Origin of the sequence: Kluyvera sp. (assembly GCF_047971185.1) — a bacterium.
Lineage (GTDB): Bacteria > Pseudomonadota > Gammaproteobacteria > Enterobacterales > Enterobacteriaceae > Kluyvera.
Genome location: NZ_JBKDZH010000066.1, coordinates 1 through 20627 on the forward strand (window position 1 = coordinate 1; position 20627 = coordinate 20627).

21 protein-coding genes and 1 pseudogene are annotated in these 20627 nt (G+C 54.1%); 9 read left to right on the forward strand and 13 right to left on the reverse strand.

Annotated features, from left to right (window positions below):
• Positions 1 to 806, reverse strand: an 806-nt coding sequence (locus ACK5JN_RS18075; RefSeq protein ID WP_416871420.1) for a diaminobutyrate--2-oxoglutarate transaminase family protein, incomplete at its 3' end; no start/stop codon positions are given.
• A gap of 617 nt (positions 807 to 1423) precedes the next feature.
• Between ACK5JN_RS18075 and lysC the strand changes: the two genes are divergently transcribed.
• Positions 1424 to 2788 carry a lysine-sensitive aspartokinase 3 gene (lysC, locus tag ACK5JN_RS18080; protein ID WP_416871421.1) on the forward strand — a complete coding sequence of 455 codons (1365 nt, stop codon included), beginning with the start codon at positions 1424 to 1426 and terminating at the stop codon, positions 2786 to 2788.
• A gap of 78 nt (positions 2789 to 2866) precedes the next feature.
• Here the strand turns inward: lysC and ychH are convergent, their stop codons facing one another.
• A complete protein-coding gene (gene ychH / locus ACK5JN_RS18085) occupies positions 2867 to 3151 on the reverse strand; it encodes a stress-induced protein YchH (RefSeq protein ID WP_416871422.1) in 285 nt (94 codons plus the stop codon).
• A 278-nt stretch (positions 3152 to 3429) separates the two neighbouring features.
• Here ychH and pth point away from each other — a divergent pair, with 278 nt between their 5' ends.
• Complete coding sequence (pth, locus tag ACK5JN_RS18090) at positions 3430 to 4014, forward strand: aminoacyl-tRNA hydrolase (protein WP_106926653.1); 585 nt, start codon at positions 3430 to 3432, stop codon at positions 4012 to 4014.
• Positions 4015 to 4129: 115 nt separating this feature from the next.
• Positions 4130 to 5224, forward strand: a complete 1095-nt coding sequence (gene ychF / locus ACK5JN_RS18095; RefSeq protein ID WP_416871423.1) for a redox-regulated ATPase YchF — start codon at positions 4130 to 4132, stop codon at positions 5222 to 5224.
• A gap of 262 nt (positions 5225 to 5486) precedes the next feature.
• Here ychF and ACK5JN_RS18100 read toward each other — a convergent pair whose 3' ends face one another.
• Complete coding sequence (locus ACK5JN_RS18100) at positions 5487 to 6449, reverse strand: cache domain-containing protein (protein WP_416871424.1); 963 nt, start codon at positions 6447 to 6449, stop codon at positions 5487 to 5489.
• Positions 6450 to 7026: 577 nt separating this feature from the next.
• Positions 7027 to 7905: a LysR family transcriptional regulator gene (locus tag ACK5JN_RS18105; RefSeq protein ID WP_416871425.1), complete on the reverse strand. Its 879-nt coding sequence runs from the start codon at positions 7903 to 7905 to the stop codon at positions 7027 to 7029.
• Between the two features lie 113 nt (positions 7906 to 8018).
• On the opposite strand from ACK5JN_RS18105, the gene ACK5JN_RS18110 reads away from it, so the two are divergent.
• Positions 8019 to 8870, forward strand: a complete 852-nt coding sequence (locus tag ACK5JN_RS18110) for a Vmh family MBL fold metallo-hydrolase (protein ID WP_416871426.1) — start codon at positions 8019 to 8021, stop codon at positions 8868 to 8870.
• Positions 8871 to 8937: 67 nt separating this feature from the next.
• Here ACK5JN_RS18110 and hpxK read toward each other — a convergent pair whose 3' ends face one another.
• The 7 genes from hpxK to hpxU form a co-directional block, all read right to left on the reverse strand.
• The gene (gene hpxK, locus ACK5JN_RS18115; protein ID WP_416871427.1) at positions 8938 to 10188 is read right to left on the reverse strand and encodes an allantoate amidohydrolase; all 1251 of its coding nucleotides are present in this window, start codon (positions 10186 to 10188) and stop codon (positions 8938 to 8940) included.
• A complete protein-coding gene (locus tag ACK5JN_RS18120; protein ID WP_416871428.1) occupies positions 10185 to 11426 on the reverse strand; it encodes a pyridoxal-phosphate-dependent aminotransferase family protein in 1242 nt (413 codons plus the stop codon). Before ACK5JN_RS18120 ends, hpxK begins: the two co-directional genes overlap by 4 nt.
• Before the next feature lie 15 nt (positions 11427 to 11441).
• Positions 11442 to 12179, reverse strand: a complete 738-nt coding sequence (locus ACK5JN_RS18125) for an amino acid ABC transporter ATP-binding protein (RefSeq protein ID WP_416871429.1) — start codon at positions 12177 to 12179, stop codon at positions 11442 to 11444.
• A complete protein-coding gene (locus ACK5JN_RS18130; RefSeq protein WP_416871438.1) occupies positions 12160 to 12816 on the reverse strand; it encodes an amino acid ABC transporter permease in 657 nt (218 codons plus the stop codon). Before ACK5JN_RS18130 ends, ACK5JN_RS18125 begins: the two co-directional genes overlap by 20 nt.
• Positions 12816 to 13481: an amino acid ABC transporter permease gene (locus ACK5JN_RS18135; protein WP_416871430.1), complete on the reverse strand. Its 666-nt coding sequence runs from the start codon at positions 13479 to 13481 to the stop codon at positions 12816 to 12818. The genes ACK5JN_RS18130 and ACK5JN_RS18135 overlap by 1 nt, the downstream gene beginning before the upstream one ends.
• Before the next feature lie 9 nt (positions 13482 to 13490).
• Complete coding sequence (locus ACK5JN_RS18140) at positions 13491 to 14276, reverse strand: transporter substrate-binding domain-containing protein (protein WP_416871431.1); 786 nt, start codon at positions 14274 to 14276, stop codon at positions 13491 to 13493.
• A gap of 215 nt (positions 14277 to 14491) precedes the next feature.
• A complete protein-coding gene (gene hpxU / locus ACK5JN_RS18145; RefSeq protein ID WP_416871432.1) occupies positions 14492 to 15331 on the reverse strand; it encodes a MurR/RpiR family transcriptional regulator HpxU in 840 nt (279 codons plus the stop codon).
• A gap of 171 nt (positions 15332 to 15502) precedes the next feature.
• Here hpxU and hpxX point away from each other — a divergent pair, with 171 nt between their 5' ends.
• The 4 genes from hpxX (at position 15503) to ACK5JN_RS18165 (ending at position 18709) form a co-directional block, all read left to right on the forward strand.
• Complete coding sequence (hpxX, locus tag ACK5JN_RS18150; protein WP_416871433.1) at positions 15503 to 15691, forward strand: oxalurate catabolism protein HpxX; 189 nt, start codon at positions 15503 to 15505, stop codon at positions 15689 to 15691.
• Complete coding sequence (locus tag ACK5JN_RS18155; protein ID WP_416871434.1) at positions 15688 to 17085, forward strand: AtzE family amidohydrolase; 1398 nt, start codon at positions 15688 to 15690, stop codon at positions 17083 to 17085. The genes hpxX and ACK5JN_RS18155 overlap by 4 nt, the downstream gene beginning before the upstream one ends.
• Positions 17082 to 17468 (forward strand): oxalurate catabolism protein HpxZ, encoded by a 387-nt coding sequence (gene hpxZ / locus ACK5JN_RS18160; protein WP_416871435.1) that lies wholly within the window; start codon positions 17082 to 17084, stop codon positions 17466 to 17468. The genes ACK5JN_RS18155 and hpxZ overlap by 4 nt, the downstream gene beginning before the upstream one ends.
• A gap of 224 nt (positions 17469 to 17692) precedes the next feature.
• Positions 17693 to 18709, forward strand: a complete 1017-nt coding sequence (locus ACK5JN_RS18165; protein WP_416871436.1) for an IS110 family transposase — start codon at positions 17693 to 17695, stop codon at positions 18707 to 18709.
• A 165-nt stretch (positions 18710 to 18874) separates the two neighbouring features.
• On the opposite strand, the gene ACK5JN_RS18170 is transcribed toward ACK5JN_RS18165, so the two are convergent.
• A complete protein-coding gene (locus ACK5JN_RS18170) occupies positions 18875 to 19504 on the reverse strand; it encodes a LysE family translocator (protein ID WP_416871437.1) in 630 nt (209 codons plus the stop codon).
• Positions 19505 to 19727: 223 nt separating this feature from the next.
• Positions 19728 to 20105, reverse strand: coding sequence for a VOC family protein (locus ACK5JN_RS18175; RefSeq protein WP_069325474.1), 378 nt, complete (start codon positions 20103 to 20105; stop codon positions 19728 to 19730).
• A 340-nt stretch (positions 20106 to 20445) separates the two neighbouring features.
• Here ACK5JN_RS18175 and ACK5JN_RS18180 point away from each other — a divergent pair.
• Positions 20446 to 20627 (forward strand): annotated as a pseudogene (locus tag ACK5JN_RS18180) (arginase family protein); the annotation flags it as partial.

Sequence of the window (20627 nt, forward strand, 5' to 3'; positions counted from 1 at the left end):
GCCTGAACTTCATCGATGATCAGCAGAATGCCGTGTTCCTGAGTCACTTTGCGAATGCGCTGCAGCCACTCGACCGGCGCCGGGTTCACGCCGCCTTCGCCCTGCACGGCTTCGAGGATCACCGCAGCCGGTTTACGCACGCCGCTTTCAACGTCGTTGATCAGGGTGTCGAAGTAGTAGGTTAATGCTTTCACGCAAGCCTCGCCGCCGATACCCAGCGGGCAGCGGTACTGATGCGGATACGGCATAAACTGCACTTCCGCCATCATGTTGCTGACGGCTTCTTTCGGCGACAGGTTGCCGGTCACGGACAGCGCGCCATGGGTCATCCCGTGGTAGCCGCCGGAGAAGCTGATAATGCTGGAACGGCCGGTGACTTTCTTCGCCAGCTTCAGCGCCGCTTCAACGGCATCGGCGCCGGACGGCCCGGTGAACTGCAGGCAATATTCTTTGCCCTGGCCCGGTAATAAAGACAGTAAATAAGATGAAAATTCAACTTTTAACGGCGTGGTAAGATCAAGCGTATGTAACGGTAAGCCGCTTGTGATGACACTTTGAATGCTCTGGAGCACTTCAGGATGATTGTGACCGAGCGCCAGGGTACCGGCACCTGCAAGGCAATCAAGATATTGATTATTTTCTACGTCGGTAATCCAGACGCCCTGCGCTTTGGCGATCGCCAATGGCAGTTTACGCGGATAGCTGCGGACATTAGATTCAAACTCAGCCTGTCTTGCTAAAAAGGTATCATTGCTCTGTGGTAATGAATTAGCACTTAAAGTATCAATACGGACTTTATCCGTCATCATATCACTCCTACAACCAGGTGTAGATTTACGCCTGATTGAATAAATGGTTATAAGGATTACCTGTAAAAAAGCGCGGCTAATATATGTTGTTTTAGCGTGGGACTCAATCATTTATTTTGCCTGGCGAAGAAATGCAATTTTCCTCTTTAAAATCAATACACAAGACCATCGACACAGCGCTGAGTTTATAAAGATTTGTTACTATTTGTCGTCTCTGACGTCATCACAATGTCATCCAGATGATGTAATGAAAACCACCCTGTTTTCGTGGTTTTATTATTCTTTTACACGAATTTACCTTTAATAATATATGCGTTCAGCCGTTACGGCATGATTTCTCACTTGTTTGCGACGAAATAAAATAAAAAAGTCGATCCCTCTGGATAAATCACTTACTATGGCGCGCTTATTTGCAGGCTCTGTAAATAAAGAACTAATGCGCATCACCCGGTAACGCGTACAGGCGAAACACGTTATCGACAACGGGAGTAATTCCTGGGTTGTCATTAGAAATGTTCGCGGGCGGACATTTCGTAAGGCGAAGCGAGCTTCCCTTATGCCGAGAATGAAAATTTTCTAGCCATTACCTGATGGCGCCCTGATATGAGATTGTTATGACTCGCATTTATCCACATTTCATCGTTGCCAAATTTGGCGGCACCAGCGTCGCTGACTTTGACGCGATGAACCGCAGTGCCAGCATTGTTCTTGCTGATCCCAACGTTCGTTTAGTTGTCCTTTCTGCTTCGGCAGGCGTCACCAATCTGCTGGTCGAACTTTCCGAAGGCCTGGAAAGTCCTCAGCAATTAGACAAGATTGAGACGTTACGTACTATCCAGTACAACATTATTTCCCGCCTGAAGCAGCCTGCCGTTATCAGCAAGGAAATTGATAATCTCCTCGAAAATATACGTCGCCTGGCGCAAACGGCGGCCACTTCGCCTTCCACCGCGCTAAGCGATGAACTGGTCAGCCACGGTGAACTGATGTCTTCCCTGCTGTTCACCGAAGTCCTGCGTGAACGTGAGGCGGAAGCCAGCTGGTTTGACGCCCGTAGTGTCATCCGTACCGACGCCAACTACGGTTGCGCCGAGCCGGACGTCGATGCGCTGGCCGAACTGGCCGAAACGCATCTTCGCCCGCGTCTTGAGCAGGCGGTAATGATCACCCAGGGCTTTATTGGCCGCGATGCGTCCGGCCACACCACCACGCTGGGCCGAGGCGGCAGCGATTACACCGCGTCGCTGCTTGGCGAAGCGCTGCACGCCGGGCGGGTTGATATCTGGACGGACGTTGCCGGGATCTACACCACCGACCCGCGCATTGCGCCGAACGCCAAACGTATCGATCGCCTCTCGTTTTCCGAGGCCAGCGATATGGCCGCCTACGGCGCGAAAGTGCTGCATCCGGCAACGCTGATGCCCGCGATGCGCAAAAACATTCCGGTGTTTGTCGGCTCGAGTAAAAATACCGCCGCCGGCGGCACGCTGGTTTGCAGCACTACCGACAACCCGCCGCGCTATCGTGCGGTGGCGGTGCGCCGTAAGCAGACGCTGCTGCGTTTACACAGCCTGGATGCGCAACCGTCGTGCCATTTTCTGGCGCAGATGTTTGGCCTGTTAGCGCGCCATTCGGTCGCCGCCGATCTGGTGACAACCTCAGAAAACAGCATCGCGCTGGCGCTGGACTCCACTCACGCCACCTCCGGTGAGGATCACACGCTGACCACGTCATTATTTACCGAGCTCTCTTCCCACTGTCGTGTGGAAGTAGAAACCGGGCTGGCGCTGGTAACGTTGGTAGGCAATCAGCTCACGCAGGCATCGGGCGTGTTTAAGGACGTCTTTGCCTGGCTTGAAGAACATGCGGTACGCATGGTCTGCCACGGGGCGTCGAGCAATAATCTTTGCTTCCTGCTGCCCGCAGACGAGGCCGACAGCGCCATCAAGGCTCTGCATCTTCAGCTGTTTGAGTCATAAGCCGATAAAAGCAAAAAGTCCCGGTCTGGCGACCGGGACTTTAGTATCTGAATGAATGGCTTCTGCGGAAGTCATTATTTAGCTGTGACGATGGGAGGTTCCCCCGCCGCGACGGCAGCGTTTATCATAGTGACGAACCCACCAGTATCTATCGCTGACCTGTTCATGCCCACCGATACGCGCCCCAGCCAGCCAAAGAATTGCGCCAACGAAGATGCTTAAAATGGCACCATGGGCAAAAAACTGCGGTAGGTTAAGTTGTGGCATCTGGTTTAAAATAGAGTAACCGACGCCGCCGATCATCACGACCAGACCTAACCCCATGAGCACATTACCGAGTAACGAAGCGTTTTTGCGTTTCATAGTGTCACCTCCGTAGATTGGCTTTGGGTTTAGGGATATATCCCTATTCCATGTGTGTAAAGTATAGACAACACCGCTGTGGATAAGTGCGCTATCGATCACAAACAGGCACATCTCATCAACATAACTTTACATTTAAGTTACTGAAATACTTTCAATCAATATTATTCCCTATTTGAACTATTCCGTTTTTAGCCCTTTCGGCGCTTCTTTTTGTCAAGCGGGCGATCACGACGTAAACTAGCCGCCGGAAAGATTGCCCACTCAGGAACAACAACGTGACGATTAAACTGATTGTCGGCCTGGCGAACCCCGGCGCAGAGTACGCGGGAACGCGTCATAACGCGGGCGCATGGTACGTCGATTTGCTGGCAGAGCGCTTTCGCGCCCCGCTGCGTGAAGAAAGTAAATTTTTTGGCTACACCTCCCGCATTAATCTGGCGGGGGAAGATGTTCGCCTGCTGGTGCCCACCACCTTTATGAACCTCAGCGGTAAGGCCGTGGCGGCGCTGGCAACCTTCTATCGTATTAATCCAGATGAAATTCTGGTGGCCCACGACGAGCTGGACCTGCCCCCGGGCGTGGCGAAATTCAAGCTCGGCGGCGGCCACGGTGGCCACAATGGGCTGAAGGATATCATCAGCAAATTGGGTAATAACCCCAATTTTCATCGCTTACGTATCGGAATCGGCCATCCGGGCGATAAAAGCAAGGTTGTCGGTTTTGTCTTAGGCAAACCGCAGGCGGCAGAACAGAAGCTGATCGACGATGCGGTAGACGAAGCGGCACGCTGCACCGAGATCTGGCTGAAAGACGGCCTGACCAAAGCGACCAACCGATTACACGCTTTTAAGGCGCAATAGGCCGACGACTGCGGTATTTTTTCCGCATGACGTGTATAATGGTCAGAGTTATTTACTTTTCTACAATCTGTCATTCATAACAGGTTGAATATCAAAAGATTAAGGTGATTTAAACATGGGATTCAAATGCGGTATCGTTGGTTTGCCAAACGTAGGCAAATCCACCCTGTTCAATGCGCTCACAAAAGCCGGTATTGAAGCGGCGAACTTCCCGTTCTGTACTATCGAGCCGAACACGGGTGTTGTCCCGATGCCCGATCCGCGTCTGGACCAGCTGGCGGAAATCGTGAAGCCTCAGCGCATCCTGCCAACCACCATGGAATTCGTTGATATCGCGGGCCTGGTAAAAGGCGCATCCAAAGGCGAAGGCCTGGGTAACCAGTTCCTGACCAACATCCGTGAAACCGAAGCGATCGGCCACGTTGTTCGCTGCTTTGAAAACGACAACATCATCCACGTCAACAATAAAGTGGACCCGGCTGACGATATTGAAGTCATCAATACCGAGCTGGCGCTGTCCGACCTCGATACCTGCGAGCGCGCTCTGCACCGCGTGCAGAAGAAAGCCAAAGGCGGCGATAAAGACGCGAAAGCAGAGCAAGCGGCGTTGGAAAAATGCCTGCCGCAGCTGGAAAACGCCGGCATGCTGCGCGCGCTGAAGAACCTGACGGACGAAGATAAAGCGGCCATCAAGTACCTGAGCTTCCTGACGCTGAAGCCAACCATGTACATCGCTAACGTCAACGAAGACGGTTTTGAAAACAACCCGTACCTCGACAAAGTGCGCGAAATCGCCGCTGCTGAAGGTTCCGTGGTGGTCGCCGTTTGCGCCGCCGTTGAAGCCGACATCGCTGAACTGGACGACGCTGACCGTGAAGAGTTCATGGCCGAGCTGGGCCTGGAAGAGCCGGGTCTGAACCGCGTGATCCGCGCCGGCTATGAGCTGCTGAACCTGCAAACTTACTTCACCGCTGGCGTGAAAGAAGTTCGCGCATGGACCATCCCTGTCGGCGCGACCGCTCCGCAGGCGGCCGGTAAAATCCACACCGACTTCGAGAAAGGCTTTATCCGTGCGCAGACCATCTCGTTTGAAGACTTCATCACCTACAAAGGTGAGCAAGGCGCGAAAGAAGCCGGCAAGATGCGTGCAGAAGGGAAAGATTACATCGTTAAAGATGGCGATGTGATGAACTTCTTGTTTAACGTCTAAACTACAATCTGTGACGTCTGACCGTCGTCAAGCGCCACAGAAAACAGTCTGAATCTTTAAAATCCACGCACCTGCGTGGATTTTTTTATATCAGTATCTTCGTAGCAGCACATCATCAGCGGGAAAAGCGGGAGATATCGAGGAGGCGTTTCTCTTGCGGCTATCTGGAATATCAAGGCAGTGGGATGGCAAACCGTAACACCTGATGCGATTTCCGCGTACGGCACTGGCCATATCGTCCTGGTCAGTAAAGGGCTTTCGTTTACGATGGTTCGTCGATGGTCATTTTCATTCTCAGCGCATTCAGCTTACCGTTCATACCCCAACAGAACGCCACGAGAATCAGCAATAAACCAAAAGCAAAAATAATAAAGTATTTGTCATACGTCTGATTATTAAGATTCTGGCTTTCTACCTTGAACACCACAATCCACTGCGAATGCCTGAGCTGTTCAAAATAGTAATAGGCATTTTCTTTTTTTAAGTAGAACATTCCTTGATGCGTATTGATCATGTTCTTTATTTCTACAATTTCCCCCTTATCAATATCAGACGATAAGTCAGACACCATCGTACCGTTCTTTTCAACGATCATAACGTTACCGATCACGCCTGAGCGAAATGCGTTAAGGATACCGTGTAACGTATTCAGATCGATATCAAAGGCAACCGCGCCGGTGTGCGTAGCATCACGGCTGAGAATGGTCTGCGAAAGCGTGAGAAAACGTTTGTTTGCGATATAGTCTTTATGCGGCGCGCTATAAAGCACATTATCGGTACCATCGTCGACCTGCTTAAAGAGATGGCGTTTGCTGTAGGTCGCTTTCTTGATGCTTTCGTTGATTGCAGAGTCGTAGGGAATGCGTATGTAGTTTCCCTTTATGTCTATCTCAGCTACCGCTGCCACATCAGGCATCACGCTTACCAGTTCAGAAAGGTAGTTCCGTAATAGAATATTATCATCGATATCCCCCTCACCTCTATCCGTGTTAATGGGCAATCTGGCAAGATGGTTCAAAGTTAATTCAATATTATCCAGGCGACTCTCGAGGAACGCAGATACATTCTCGACAAAAAAGAGGTTCTCTTTGTGCAGATTATCTTTCAGGGTCTTTCTCAGGCATAACAGAAAAACAAGGCTGATGATGAAGATACAGACCGTCAGGCACAAAAAATATTTATTGACCTGTTTTGTGATATCCAGTTCATTCTGAATCTTAGACATTTATCTCTTCTTTAAAACACATAAGTATCGGCCCTCAGCGATAATGTATATTTAAACAGAATATTAACTTTTAAACACCATCGTTAAGAGTAAGACCACTATCAGCAATGACGTTGTTTTTCGATAAGAACACAATGCTAATGGACTAATATCATTAAATTTATTTTCACTCTCGTCATATTGTTTATATCGATCGATGACAATCAATTGATAGACTGCAACTATCATAATTTAATGATTGATCGGCATTACCGATCTATTTAGCTGATTCCAATATCTTAATATGATAGAGAAAGATGCAGGATTGAATAATCTCATACAACCATATCCAATTGAAAAATAAAGGATAAATACATATAACCACAGCAAGCTAGCATAGTAATAAATGAACGATATAAACCGTAAATCCACCGTGAGGAAATAAAAATGCCGTGACCATGGAAATATAATTTCCAGACCAGGTCATAACGCTACGATGCGTAAAAAGAAGAGCGCAGCTCACTATATTCATTTTTCAGAAGACGTTATCCGGCCCAGAAAAAAATAGTGTCATCGTGTCCCCCGACTCCACAACAATTTACTCAGCCAGATGCAACTTAATAGCTTCCAGAAACAGGCTTAACGCCGCATGCTGATGGTCACGAGACTGGTAGAGCCCATAAATACCCAACGGCTGCGGCTCAAGATGCGGCAATACCTGAACCAGACGGCCGCTAGCAATACCGGCACGCGCCTCTATCTCGGGAACCACCGCCAGGCCAACGCCCGCCGCCGCCATATCGCACAACAGCGAAGAGATCCCGGCACTGAAATTGCCGTTGACGCTCACCGATACTTTCTCGTTATGTTCATCACGAAAAGACCACGACTGCCCGGAGAAGCGGCTGTAGTGTAAACAGTTATGCTCCACAAGTTCCTCTGGCGACGCTGGCGTACCGGCACGTTCCAGGTATTCCGGCGAAGCGCACAGCACCGAACGGCAGGTTCCCAGATGACGCGCAATAGTACCCGGCTCCGGCGCATTCGTTATGCGAATGGCCAGGTCGATACGCTCGCCGACCAGGCTAACCGCCTGGTTATTAATATCGACCTCAATCCGTAACGCCGGGTAGCGAGCGAGGAATGCCGGTATCACCGGCGCAAGCAGATGCGTTGCCGTAAAATGCGCGCAGGCAACGCGCAGCGTCCCTGAGGGAGTCTGGCTGGTCGCCTCCCCTTCAATACCCTGCGCTAACAAGGCCAGCTGCCGCGTTTTCTCCAGCGTTTTTTCACCCGCAGGCGTCAGCGTTAGCCGCCGGGTGGAACGGTGAATCAGGCGGGAGCCGGCCCACTTTTCCATCTCATCGAGATAGCGGCTGACCATCGGGCGTGATATGCCCAACGACCGCGCCGCCGCGCTCAGGCTGCCCAGCTCACAAATCCGATTGTAGGTGATTGCCGCCATCATCCTGTCCATCGCCACTCCATTTGATCGTTTAATGAAACTCAGCATGTATTGTTTCAGGAATTCTAGCAGAAGCGCAAATCCGTAAAATGGCGGCTTCCCCCCCCCTACTTTCCAGGAAGACCATGAACATGAAATCGCTTTCGCTGATCCTGACGCTGGCCGCCGCACCGGCGTTTGCAGCCCCGCTACATCTTGACGTCTATAACCCACAGGAAAACGGCATTTTCCCGGTATCGTCCACGCTGGTCTCCGGCCCGAAAGAGGCGGTGCTGTTTGATGCCCAGTTCAGCGTTAAGGATGGAGAAAAGCTGGTACAGATGATCAAAAGCAGCGGGAAAACGCTGAAAACGATCGTCATTACCTCCGGTGACCCGGATTTCTATTTTGGCCTGCAGCCGATTGTGAAAGCCTTCCCGCAGGTTGACGTGGTGGCTTCTCCGTCAGTGGTGGCGCACATCAAGGCGACCAAAGACGCCAAACTGGCGTTCTGGGGCCCACAGATGAAAGATGGCGCGCCGAGCGAAATCATCGTCCCTCAGGCAACCAGCGCCACGCGTTTTACCGTCGACGGTGAAGCGCTGGAGATGAAACATGCGGGTGATTATGCTGCCTATGTGTGGATCCCCGCCAATAAGGCGATTCTGGGTGGTACCGGTATTGCCTCCGGTATTCACGTCTGGACCGCCGACACGCAAACCCCGGCGGTTCGTCAGGGCTGGATGTCGGTACTGAAGGAAATGACGTTATTGCAGCCGCAGCAGGTTATTCCGGGCCACTATCTGGGCCAGCGCCCGGAAAAAGACGCGGCCATCACCTTTACCCATGACTACCTGATGACGTTTGAACAGACGCTGAAGCGTCAGAAAGGATCGGCGGCGGTGATCAAGACAATGAAAGCGGCGTACCCGAACCTTGCCGATGACAGCTCGCTGGAGCTTAGCGCGAAGGTAAATACCGGAGAGATGAAGTGGTAGCCGCATCACTCTTCGTTATCAAATCCACGCCGCGGCGTGGATTTGAACGTTTTACCTGTGGTCGTATTTACAGCCTGAAGACCGCACCAGCAAACGCATCAATCGCGAGCGCCACGTCGTCAACGGTCACCGATTCCGCCGGATGATGGCTTATCCCCCCTTTGCAACGCACAAACAGCATGCCAACCGGCCAGCGCTCGGCGATGGCGATAGCATCGTGACCGGCGCCGCTCGGCAGCGACAGCGAACGCCCCTGTACCCCGAGCACCGTATCCTGCAATACCTGCTGCAATCGGCGATCGCAGGCGGTGGCGGCGATCCGGTAAAAGGCCTCGGCGCGAAAATGCAGATGACGGCGTTCGGCAATCGCCTGCGCCTCCGTCAGCAGCGCCTCCAGCAACGCCTCCAGCGGCCGATCGTCCGGACCGCGAATGTCCAGGGTGAGCGACACCTCGCCGGGGATCACGTTTACCGCGCCGGGCGCGCAGCGCAAGGTTCCTACCGTGGCAACCAGGTTGCCGCCCTGCTCGCGGGTCATCGTCTCGACCCGAACCATCCACTCGGCGGCCGCGGCGAGCGCGTCTTTACGATGGATCATCGGCACGGTACCCGCATGCCCGGCCTCGCCGGTAAAGCAGCAGTTCAGGCGGCGCGCGCCGTTGATGGCTTCCACCACCCCCAACGCCAGCCCTGCCTGTTCCAGACATGGCCCTTGCTCAATGTGCAGCTCCAGATAGGCGACAATCTCCTCCGCCCGGCGCGCGGCGCGGTGAATCTGGGCGGGATCCAGCCCGGCCTGCACCATCGCCTGCGCCACGCTAACGCCGTCGGCATCGGTCTGCGCCAGCCAGCCATCGGGCCAGCTTCCGGTCAGCCCACGGCTGCCGAGCAGGGTAATGCCGAAACGCGTGCCCTCTTCATCACCAAAACCGACAATCTCGATAGCCCTCGCCAGATGCCGCCCCTGCTGGTGCAGCGCCTGTACGACCTCAATGGCCGTCAGCACCCCGAGCATGCCGTCATAACGCCCGGCATGGCGCACGGTATCAAGATGCGACCCCAACAGAATGGCCGGCGCGCCTTCCTGCTCACCTTCATAGCGCCCGCAAATATTGCCGACGCTGTCCTGCCAGACCGTCATGCCGGCCTGGGTCATCCACTGCGCCACCCGCTGATTGGCCTGCAAATGCTGGGGCGACAGGTAAACCCGGGTCAAACCGTCCGGCGTCTCGCTAATCGCCGCTAGCTCATCGGCGCGGCTCATAACCCGCGCCGCCGCCCGCGCGCTGTCCGCCTGCTGGCGTGTTGGTTGGCTCATTGCGCGCTCTCGGTGCGATAGTGATCCCACGCCGCCTGCATAGCTGCACCCTGGGTGGTGGAGAATTTGAGGTAATTCAGCACCGATTCCAGGGCGCTGAGCGTGGTCATCACGCAGTCTTTGCGGGCGTTATAGCCCATGGTGCCAATGCGCCACACCTTACCGTGCAGCGGGCCGAACGAGGTGCCGATCTCAATGCCGAAATCTTCCAGCATCAGTTTGCGTACCTGATCACCGTTGACGCTCTGCGGGATGACGACGCCAAGCACGTTGTTCATCTTATGCTTCAGGTCGCCGAAGGTTTCCAGCCCCATCGCCTGAATCCCTTTGACCAGCGCATCGCCGTGCAGCTGATGGCGGGCGATACCGTTGTCCAGACCTTCTTCCAGGATCAGCCGCGCGCACTCGCGCGCGCCAAACAGCGCCGAGGTGGCTTCGGTATGGTGATTCAGACGCTCTGGCCCCCAGTAATCCATTACCATGCCGAGGTCGAAGTAGTTGGAATACACCATTTCATCCACGCCATCGAGGTGCGCGTCGGTGCGAATGCCCTCTTCCACGCATTTGCGGCGGCGAATCACCTCCTCCATTCGCGGGCTGAGGGTAATCGGCGACGTTCCCGACGGGCCACCGAGGCATTTTTGCATCCCCGCCGACACCGCATCCAGCTGCCAGGCGTCGGTCTCCAGCGGGTTGCCGCCCAGCGAGGCGGTGGCATCGGTATAAAACAGCACGTCATAGCGACGGCAAATCTCCCCCAGCTCCGCCAGCGGTTGCAGCATGGTAGTGGAGGTGTCGCCCTGCACCGTCAGCAGCAGGCGCGGACGCACGCGTTTGATGGCGTCCTCGACCTGGTCCGGTGTAAAGACTTCACCCCACGGTACCTCGATGGTGTGAACTTCCGCCCGGCAGCGGCGGGCGATTTCGCACAGCAGATGCCCAAAGCGGCCAAACACCGGCACCAGCACTTTGTCTCCGGGGCGAATCGCCGAAATTAAAATTGCCTCAATCCCCGCCCGCGAGGTGCCGTCGACCAGCATGGTCCAGCGGTTTTCGGTACGAAATACGCCGCGATACAGCGCCATCACTTCATTCATATAGTGGGTCATCGCCGGGTCATACTGGCCGATAAGCTGGCTCGACATGGCCCGCAGCACGCGCGGGTCGGCGTTGATCGGCCCCGGCCCCATCAGCAGGCGAGACGGCGGGTTGATTTGCGAAAACTGAGAGATATCCATCTGAAGATCCTTGAGTTAATTGAGGCCGCGCACGGAAGAGATAAACTGCTTCAGTTCGGTGGTCTGCGGGTTGGCGAACAGCGTCTTGCTGTCGCCCTGCTCCCAGACACGCCCCTGATGCATAAACACCACGCGGTCGCCCACTTCACGGGCAAAATTCATTTCATGGGTCACGAGAATCAGCGTCATGCCCTCCGCCGCCAGCTGCTCCAGCACTTTGAGCACTTCGCCCACCAGCTCCGGATCCAGCGCCGAGGTGATCTCGTCACAGAGTAATACTTTCGGCGACATCGCCAGCGCGCGGGCAATGGCCACGCGCTGCTGCTGCCCGCCGGAAAGATTGGCCGGGTAGTAATTAAGCCGGTCGCCTAGCCCAACCTTTTCCAGCATCCGCTGGGCCAGCTCGCGGCATTCGGCGGCGCTCTTTTTCAGCACCCGACGCGGCGCCAGCATCACGTTTTCCAGCGCCGTCATATGCGGGAACAGGTTAAAGTTCTGGAACACCATGCCGATGGAGCGGCTGATTTCCCGCGCCTGCGAGTCGCGGTCGGTGATGGTCATCCCGCCGAGCTTGATGCTGCCGTCCTGATAGCCTTCCAGCCCGTTGATGCAGCGCAGCAGCGTGCTTTTCCCTGAACCGCTGCGCCCGATAATCGAGATAACCTCGCCCATGTCGATATCCAGATCGACGCCTTTCAGCACGTGGTTATCGCCGTAATACTTCTGCATCTGGTTAATGGTGATGAGAGGCATTGAATTTGTTCTCCAGATAGCGGCTGTAGCGCGACAGCGGGTAACACAGAATGAAGTAGCCCAGCGCCACCAGCGCAAAGACTTTAAACGGCTGATAGGTCACGTTAGTCAGCATGGTGCCCGCTTTGGTCAGCTCCACAAAACCGATGATCGACGCCAGCGCGGTGCCCTTGATCACCTGCACGGCAAACCCCACCGTCGGAGCGATGGCAATGCGCAGCGCCTGCGGCGCGACCACCCGAAACAGCGTCTGGCCGAAGCTCAGCCCCAGGCAGCGCGAGGCTTCCCACTGGCCTTTCGGCAAGGCGCGGATACTGCCAAAACCGATATCCAGCAAAAAGGCGCTGGTGTAGAAGGTGAGCGCCAGCGAGGCCGCGGTCCACGCCGAAACGTCGATACCAAACAGCGCCACGCCGAAAAAAGCCAGGAACAGCTGCATCAGCAGCGGCGTGCCCTGAAAGAGTTCGATATAGCCGCGTATCAGGCGCTTGATCTGCTTGCCGCCGGTCAGACGCAGCAGCAGCAGCGGTAGCGTCACCAGCGCGCCGCCGAGAAACGCCACCAGCGACAGCAGCACCGTCCAGCGCCCGGCCAGCAGCAGATTGCGGACAATGTCCCAATCGGTAAAGGTGGTCATCATGCCTGTACCCCCAGCCATTTCCGGCCTGCCGCCATCATCAGCTGGCGCATTGTTATCGACAGCACTAAATAAATTCCCGTCGTCACCAGATACACCTCGAAGCTTAAGAAGGTACGCGACTGAATCAGGTTGGCGGCAAAGGTCAGCTCTTCATAAGAGACCTGCGATACCACCGATGACCCCAGCATCACGATGATGCACTGGCTCACCAGCGCCGGATAAATACGCTGTAACGCGGGCGGTAAGATCACCTGAACAAAGGTCTGCGCCCTGCTCAGCCCCAGCACGCGCCCCGCCTCCCACTGCCCTTTTGGCGTCACCTGAATCCCGGCGCGCACAATTTCGGTACTGTAAGCGCCCAGGTTGACGATCATCGCCAGCAGCGCGGCCTCGCCGGCCGTCATCTTTAGCCCCAGATTGGGCAAACCGAAGACGATAAAAAACAGCTGCACCACAAACGGCGTATTGCGAATCAGTTCGACATACCCGCCCCACATCCGGCTGAACCAGGTGGCGCGCCCGCTGCGGATGGCGGCGCCAAAGATGCCGATGGTCAGGCCGCCAATCGTCGCCAGCACCGTCAGCTGCACGGTCACCCACAGCCCCGCCAGCAGCTCCGGCCACAGCGGCCAGAGCGCAGAGAAATCAAGTTGCTCCGTCATTGTCCGGCCTTACACGCCAAGGCTGGCCGGCAGCGGCGCTTTCAGCCACTTCTCAGACAGCCCGTTTAACGTGCCGTCCTTGATGCCCTGCTCAATCAGCGCATCCACTTTGGCCTTCAGCGCCGGCTCGTTCTTTTTCAGCCCGATAAAGCACGGCGAGTCTTTCAGCATAAAGCTCGGCACCGGCGCTTTGTCGGCGTTCTGCCGCGAGATGGCCGCCACCACCAGGTTGCCGGTGGCCACGTACTGCACCTGACCGGATAAATAGGCCGATAGCGTGGTGTTGTTATCTTCGTAGCGCTTAATCTGCGCCTCTTTCGGCGCGACGCCGCTCAGCACCATATCCTCTACCGCCCCACGGGTGACGCCGACGCTTTTGCCGCTCAGCGCCGCCGCATCTTTCAGCTCTGCGCCTTTCGGGCCAAACACGCCAAGGAAGAACGGTGCGTACGCGCGGCTGAAATCGATCACCTTCTCGCGCTCGGCGTTTTTGCCGAGGCTGGAAATCACCAGGTCAACTTTGTCGGTTTGCAGATACGGCACGCGGTTGGCGCTGGTCACCGGCACCAGCTGCAGCTTGAGCTTCATCGCTTTGGCGAGGTAGCGCGCGGTGTCGATGTCATAGCCCTGCGGCTGGAGGTCGGTGCCCACCGAGCCAAACGGCGGGAAATCCTGCGGCACCGCAATGCGGATCACGCCGCGTTTCTCGATATCCTGCAGCTGGTCAGCCTTCGCCACCGTCAGGTTAGTGAACAGACAAGCGGCCCCGGCCAGTGCGATCAACAGTTTCTTCATGATGTTTACCCGTTACGTTAGCATGAAACAAAAGATTCTTATGAATTACTTTTGCAACTAATGTGCCAGATAATTCTGAACATCCCCTGAACCGCTACTGACCGTTTAATCAGGCAACATAGAAAGGAAAACGTGCCATAAAAAAGGAAACGACGGCGCGTTTCCCTCGGAATAAAATGCACCAAAAAGAGGCAAAACACCACGCTGGTGCCCCATTAGCGCTGCTCAAGCTCATCCAGCTGTTGATAAAGGGTGGCAATCTCGTGAATACGCGGACGCCCTTTGTCGAGAATTTCGTGCAAAAAGGCGTTGGCGAGCAGATTGATCAGGCTGTTGACCGCGGCGTAGCTGTCATAGGCCGAAACGCTATCGAGCGGTGCGCAAAGCTGCCAGCGCGCCAGCGGAAACAGCCCGTGGGCCTGCGGCTCGCACATCAACAGCACCGGGATAGCGCTGGCCTGTAGCTGTTGCAGCAGCGGGCGAATAATGCGCGGGCGGCGGCGAAAGGCCATCACCACCACCAGATCTTCGGCGGTTAAATCGACCAGCTCCTCACTCAAGCTTTGCCCCGGCTGCGGCAGTACCAGCACCTGCCCGCGCGCCTGTAAAAGCTGCTGACGCAGGTGCAGCGCCGCGGGATAGGCGTTGCGCATGCCGATAATCACCACTCGCCGGGCGGCGACCAGCGCCTGAAGCGCCTCGGCAAACTGCTGCGGGTCGAGCGCGTTAACCCACTGGGTCAGATTGGCCATCTCCTGCTTATAGTGCCGCGCCAGCAGCGTATTGCCCTGCACCGCATCGCGGTTATCGGTCAGCGGCATCCCGCTCTGGCGCAGGGTGCGCAGCTCATCGCGCATCTCTTTGTATTTGTCATAGCCCAGACGTTTAAACAGGCGGCTGACCGTGGCCTTCGAAACGCCGCTAAGCTGCGCCAGCTCGGCGCTGTTATAGCTAATCAGGTCGTCAAAATGATCGAAGATAAAATCCGCCACCCGCTGTTCCTGCGGCGATAACGACGCGTACTGCGCTTTTAGTCGTTCATCAAGCTGTTGCATAAGACCTCTGTAACTTTCGTTTCATCGCACTATACCGTTAACCGCTTTCACAATGCATGCCAGTTCGTGAAAAAAGCGCGCTGCCGTCGACGCATGAAACTTTACGTTCAGATATGGAACGGCTTTTGCAACCTTTGGGGACTATCCCCACCGACGAGCGAGGAATCGATCATGAACACACCACAAGCCGATTGGGAGGCTTACCTCCAGCAAATGGAACAGCTGCTGGCGCTGGCGCTGGACGACACCCGGCGTACGGAGCTGAGGCTGCAATTCAGCCGTATCGCCGCCATGGCCGAGCCGCTAATGGCCTTTCCCCTCGACGACCGCGTCGAGATTGCCGGAGTGTATAAGGCATGAAGCTACCCGAGATGACCATCCACGACATCCAGCGCGGGCTGACGCGCGGCGAATTCAGCGCCATAGAGTTAGCCCAGCACACGCTGGCGCGTATTGCGCAGGCTAACCCCCAGCTCAACGCCTGGACCCATATCTGCGAAAAGCGGATGCTTGCCGAAGCGGAGAATATCGACACGCTGCGACGAGAATCCCGGCCCCTTCCCCCGCTGGTCGGGGTGCCCTACGCGGTCAAAAATCTGTTCGATGTGGCGGGCCATACGACGCTGGCCGGGGCGGCGTTACTGAGCGATCGCCCAGCGGCGACCGTCGATAGCTGGGCGGTGCGCCAGCTGCACAGCGCCGGGGCGATGCTTTCCGGGATGCTGAATATGGACGCCTATGCCTATGGGTTCACCACCGAAAATAGCCACTATGGCGCCACCCGCAACCCGCACGATCTCGCGCGGATCGCCGGCGGTTCGTCCGGCGGCTCGGCGGCAGCGGTGGCCGCAGGGCTGGTGCCGTTCTCGCTCGGCAGTGATACCAACGGTTCTATCCGCGTTCCGGCGTCGCTGTGCGGCATCTTCGGTCTGAAACCCACGTTTGGCCGGTTATCGCGGTCCGGCAGCCACCCGTTCGTGGCCAGCCTTGACCATATTGGCCCGTTCGCCCGCTGCGTGAGCGACCTCTCTGCAGTCTACGATGCGCTACAGGGGCGCGACCCCGCCGATGGTTTTCAGGCTGATAAAGCCAGCGATCGCACGGCCAACCTGCTGTCGCGTGGCCTTGAGGGGCTGCGCTGCGCCACGCTGGGCGGCTATTTCACCCGCTGGTGCAGCCACGATGCGCGTGCCGCCGTCGACCGGGTAGCGCAGGCCCTCGACGTGCAGGATGAGCTGATCTTTCCGCAGGCCGAGCTGGCCCGTTCGGCGGCGTTTATTCTCAGCGCCTCCGAGGGCGGGAATCAGTATCTCCCCGCCCTGCGCAGCCAGCCGGAGCGCTTTGAACCACACTCTCGCGAACGTCTGCTGGCGGGCGCGATGATCCCCTCCGCCTGGTACATTCAGGCCCAGCGTTTTCGCCGCTATGCGCAGCACGCGTTTACCGCCTTATTCGACCAGGCCGACGTGCTGATTGCCCCGGCCACGCCGTGCAGCGCGACGCCCATCGGTGAGCAAACCATGGCGATTAATGGCCAATCCCTGCCAATCCGCGCCAGCATGGGCATGCTGACGCAGCCGATTTCCTTCCTCGGCCTGCCGGTCGTCACGGTACCGCTACGCACCTCCGGAGGGCTACCGATTGGCCTCCAGCTGATTGCCGCACCGTTTAATGAACAGGCCTGCCTGCGCGTAGCGCGGGTGCTGGAAGAGATGGGCATCACCGACGCCCGCGCCGTGGAGATAGCCGTATGATGAACTCAGAACAGATTAACCTGCCGCAGATTCACGCCGAAGTGACCGAAGCGTTTTACCGCTACGAAGCGGCGCTGGTCAGCAACGATATTGCGGTGCTGGATGCCTTGTTCTGGCACGATCCGCGCACGGTGCGGTTAGGTGCGGGAGAGAATCTGTACGGCATTGACGAAATCCGCGCCTTTCGCGCCGCCCGCCCCGCCGCCGGGTTGCAGCGTACGCTGCGGCACACCGTCATCACCACCTACGGCGAGGATTACGCAGTGTGCAGCACCGAATTCACCCGTGAAGGCAGCGAGCGAATTGGCCGCCAGCAGCAAACCTGGGTACGTTTTGCCGACGGCTGGCGCATTGTGGCCGCCCAGGTCAGCCTGATGAGTTAAGCGGTTTTGCCCCCCTTCCTTGTATGTAATAGGCACATGGTGGTTAGCTACTACCATATGAAGCGAAGTGAGCTAGTCCCCCTTCCGAAGGTAAACCTTGCTTAGCAGCTGATGGCCCTTCGCTTCACCTTTCACGCCAGCAATAATCTTGAACGGTTACCAGGAGCTCGACTCTGAATGAACAAGGCGAACGGCGTGATGGTTATGTGAAAGGAGATACGGGAATGTACCAACTAGGAATAGATGTAAGTAAAAAAACACTGGATATCTGCCTGATGCGTGAAGGTGTCCGTGGCCGGTTAAAGACAAAAAAGATTAAAAACGATTTCAAGGCAGTACACATCATCACGGAATGGCTTGAGCATCATAATTGCGCGCTAATTGATGCTCACATCATTATGGAGGCGACAGGTGTGTACCATGAGTTACTAGCCACAGGGCTGCATCTGGCAGGAGGGACAGTTTCTCTGGCTAACCCTCATCGCACGCGCAAATTTGCCCGAGGCATGGATATTCTGACCAAAACCGACAAGGTCGATGCCTGGATGCTGGCTTGTTATGGCGCTTTAAAGCAACCTGAAGCATGGACTCCCCCAGCAGAAGAAATTCGCCATCTAAGTGCTCTCCTTAAACGCAGGGATCTTCTGGTCAGCGATGCTACCCGAGAGAAAAATCGGCTGGAGAAATATCGTGCTACACACACACCGGAAGCCATTATCATCTCTGCAGAAAGTATGCTGGCACGATTGAATGATGAGCTGAAAACAATTGAGCTGATGCTTAAGCAGCATATTGAAAAACATATCGTTCTTAAAGAGGAATATGAACTCCTGACTTCAATTAAATCAGTTGGGCCACAATTAGGGCTCAATATGCTTGTTATTTTACGCTCACATGACTTTAGAACTGCAGAGCAAGCAGCGGCATTCTTGGGTGTTGCTCCTGTTGAGAAACGCTCTGGTACTTCCGTCAGAGGCCGTTCGCGGATGTCTAAAATTGGGCCTCCGGAAATCAGAGCCAAGTTGTATCTTGCTGCACTCTGCGGTCTGAGATTTAACATAGTGATGAAATCTATGTATGAACGTTTATGCCTGAATGGTAAGGCTAAAATGGTAGCTATAGGGGCTTTAATGAGGAAACTGATCCACTGGTGTTTTGGTGTCCTAAAATCCAGGAGAAAATTTGATATTGATTACGTTAATCTGGTTAGAACTCAATCCAGTATTGAGGGGCAATCTTAGAGCTGCCCCTCTAGCTGAAGCATTTTACCGTGGACTTCTTTCCCTACGGGGAAGAGTTGTGCCTCTAGTTCATGAGCTTCCGCTTTGTGCCAGAAGCGGACATTGCTGTTTTCGAATTACTGATATCTTTACTACTCGGCACTAAGCCAAAAAGTTGAGGCGTTGTCACTTTGAAAATGATGATATGATTAGTTTGAAACCTAGAAAGCTTAATATTGTCGCAGAGACTCTATCTACCTGACCCTTAATCCTAAGATATACTCTCCGTGGATGTTCGGCAGACAACAGCAGCGCAACAAGAGAATACCAACCTGCATCAATAATAAAGCTCATTGCGGGGATGACGTAATAATATCCTGTCGGAATGTCAGCAGGTAGCAATGCCGTAAATATTGAGGCAAAAACAATAGCTGTTTTAGGGTTACTCAATTGTGTAAAAAGACCATCCCGAAATGTCTTCCACAAAGATTTACTTTCGGCATTAGGATTTACTGATAGCGTCAAAGGTTGCGAAGCAGTTCTGAAAATCTTAACTGCTAACCAAATAAGATATGCTCCACCGAAAACTTTCATCGCGATAAATAATTCAGGAACAGCATTTAAAACTTGCTGTAATCCCAGCATCGCCATAAGAGAAAATGTTGCCGCCCCCACACCAGTACCGAGGGCAGTTACCAACCCATGTAATCTTGAATGGACAACAGCATTTCGGGCAACATAAATGAAGCTTGGCCCAGGGCTCATAACCCCCATGACAAGAACTGCAGCAATCGCAATCAGGCTTGTTGAAATCATAGATACTCCTTTATTTTCATTTGGTTATCTTAATGTCGCAAATTAAAATCAATCAAATTCTCAATTCTGCCAGCTGCGAACTATATGCCCTATCAAGGCTCATGGCAAAGATAATATATTCATTTGAAAGGGGATGTATGAGGTTCATTTTTGTATTTAAACCCTGACAATATTAGCCCCCTATGCAAACGAGCCACATGAATTCGTGTAGAGCTGCAACTATTTATTTGTATACTGATAACTCTATAAGATTTAAGTCTGGATCACGAATATATACAGAAATTATATTCCCTCTTGCACCAGTTCTTTCTATGGGACCCTCAAGCACTTGAACATTTTGTTCTGAAAGATGTGAAAGAATCTCGGGAATTGACTTGCTGACTATAAAACAGAGATCAAGCGATCCGGGAACTGGTAGGTGAGCCTTAGGTTCAAATTCTTTACCATATTCATGGATGTTTATTTTTTGGTTACCAAAAATAAGTGCTCGACGATTATTTTTAAACATAGTTACCTCCATACCCAGTATTCGAGTATAAAAGTCCACACATTTTTCGATTGAGTGACATGTCAGCACTAAGTGGTCGAGTCTGTCTATCAAAATAACACTCCAAGCATGATAAGTTATGATGAAATTAAGACTAAAACTGGTTATATCTTCTAGACAACAAAAATTGTGGTAAAGATGTAAAAATTTGTTTAATTAACATCCGCTTCTCGCTCAAAGTGGACCTTCAGTTTAGTCAGAAGATCTGCTGTGTGCCATACGCGGACATAGATTGAACCTGGCTGCAAAAATGATTTTTTCCTTTTGTTTTAACTTAACGTGCCGTGCTGTTTGCAATGAAGCGTTAACAACGTAAAAATGAATGAATGTTCATTCACGACTGATTTGTGATTCTTTCTAATCAGTCTGTTGTCAAAACAAGCAAAGGCAAATTATGACCAGTAAAACGCTCAGACTTTTATTTCCCCAATGGCAAGGCGGCAATAACCCACCCTATCACCTTGGGTCGCTTCTTCTCTCGTATCTTTCCCCTGAATCGGATGGCCCCATTGAGTCTGTTCCGGTCGATGAGCCCACAACGGCGCCACAGGCCGAAGTAGATGGCATGACCGCTAA

Bases quoted from the DNA above. Each gene is read 5' to 3' on its own strand.
- ACK5JN_RS18120 (WP_416871428.1), bottom strand. From the start codon at position 11,426: ATGGATATCTCTCAGTTTTCGCAAATCAACCCGCCGTCTCGCCTGCTG.
- ACK5JN_RS18110 (WP_416871426.1), top strand. From the start codon at position 8,019: ATGAACATGAAATCGCTTTCGCTGATCCTGACGCTGGCCGCCGCACCG.
- hpxX (WP_416871433.1), top strand. From the start codon at position 15,503: ATGAACACACCACAAGCCGATTGGGAGGCTTACCTCCAGCAAATGGAA.
- lysC (WP_416871421.1), top strand. From the start codon at position 1,424: ATGACTCGCATTTATCCACATTTCATCGTTGCCAAATTTGGCGGCACC.
- ACK5JN_RS18155 (WP_416871434.1), top strand. From the start codon at position 15,688: ATGAAGCTACCCGAGATGACCATCCACGACATCCAGCGCGGGCTGACG.
- hpxK (WP_416871427.1), bottom strand. From the start codon at position 10,188: ATGAGCCAACCAACACGCCAGCAGGCGGACAGCGCGCGGGCGGCGGCG.
- ACK5JN_RS18170 (WP_416871437.1), bottom strand. From the start codon at position 19,504: ATGATTTCAACAAGCCTGATTGCGATTGCTGCAGTTCTTGTCATGGGG.
- hpxU (WP_416871432.1), bottom strand. From the start codon at position 15,331: ATGCAACAGCTTGATGAACGACTAAAAGCGCAGTACGCGTCGTTATCG.
- ychH (WP_416871422.1), bottom strand. From the start codon at position 3,151: ATGAAACGCAAAAACGCTTCGTTACTCGGTAATGTGCTCATGGGGTTA.
- ACK5JN_RS18125 (WP_416871429.1), bottom strand. From the start codon at position 12,179: ATGCCTCTCATCACCATTAACCAGATGCAGAAGTATTACGGCGATAAC.
- ACK5JN_RS18165 (WP_416871436.1), top strand. From the start codon at position 17,693: ATGTACCAACTAGGAATAGATGTAAGTAAAAAAACACTGGATATCTGC.
- ACK5JN_RS18105 (WP_416871425.1), bottom strand. From the start codon at position 7,905: ATGGACAGGATGATGGCGGCAATCACCTACAATCGGATTTGTGAGCTG.
- hpxZ (WP_416871435.1), top strand. From the start codon at position 17,082: ATGATGAACTCAGAACAGATTAACCTGCCGCAGATTCACGCCGAAGTG.
- ychF (WP_416871423.1), top strand. From the start codon at position 4,130: ATGGGATTCAAATGCGGTATCGTTGGTTTGCCAAACGTAGGCAAATCC.
- ACK5JN_RS18100 (WP_416871424.1), bottom strand. From the start codon at position 6,449: ATGTCTAAGATTCAGAATGAACTGGATATCACAAAACAGGTCAATAAA.
- ACK5JN_RS18135 (WP_416871430.1), bottom strand. From the start codon at position 13,481: ATGACGGAGCAACTTGATTTCTCTGCGCTCTGGCCGCTGTGGCCGGAG.
- ACK5JN_RS18130 (WP_416871438.1), bottom strand. From the start codon at position 12,816: ATGACCACCTTTACCGATTGGGACATTGTCCGCAATCTGCTGCTGGCC.
- ACK5JN_RS18140 (WP_416871431.1), bottom strand. From the start codon at position 14,276: ATGAAGAAACTGTTGATCGCACTGGCCGGGGCCGCTTGTCTGTTCACT.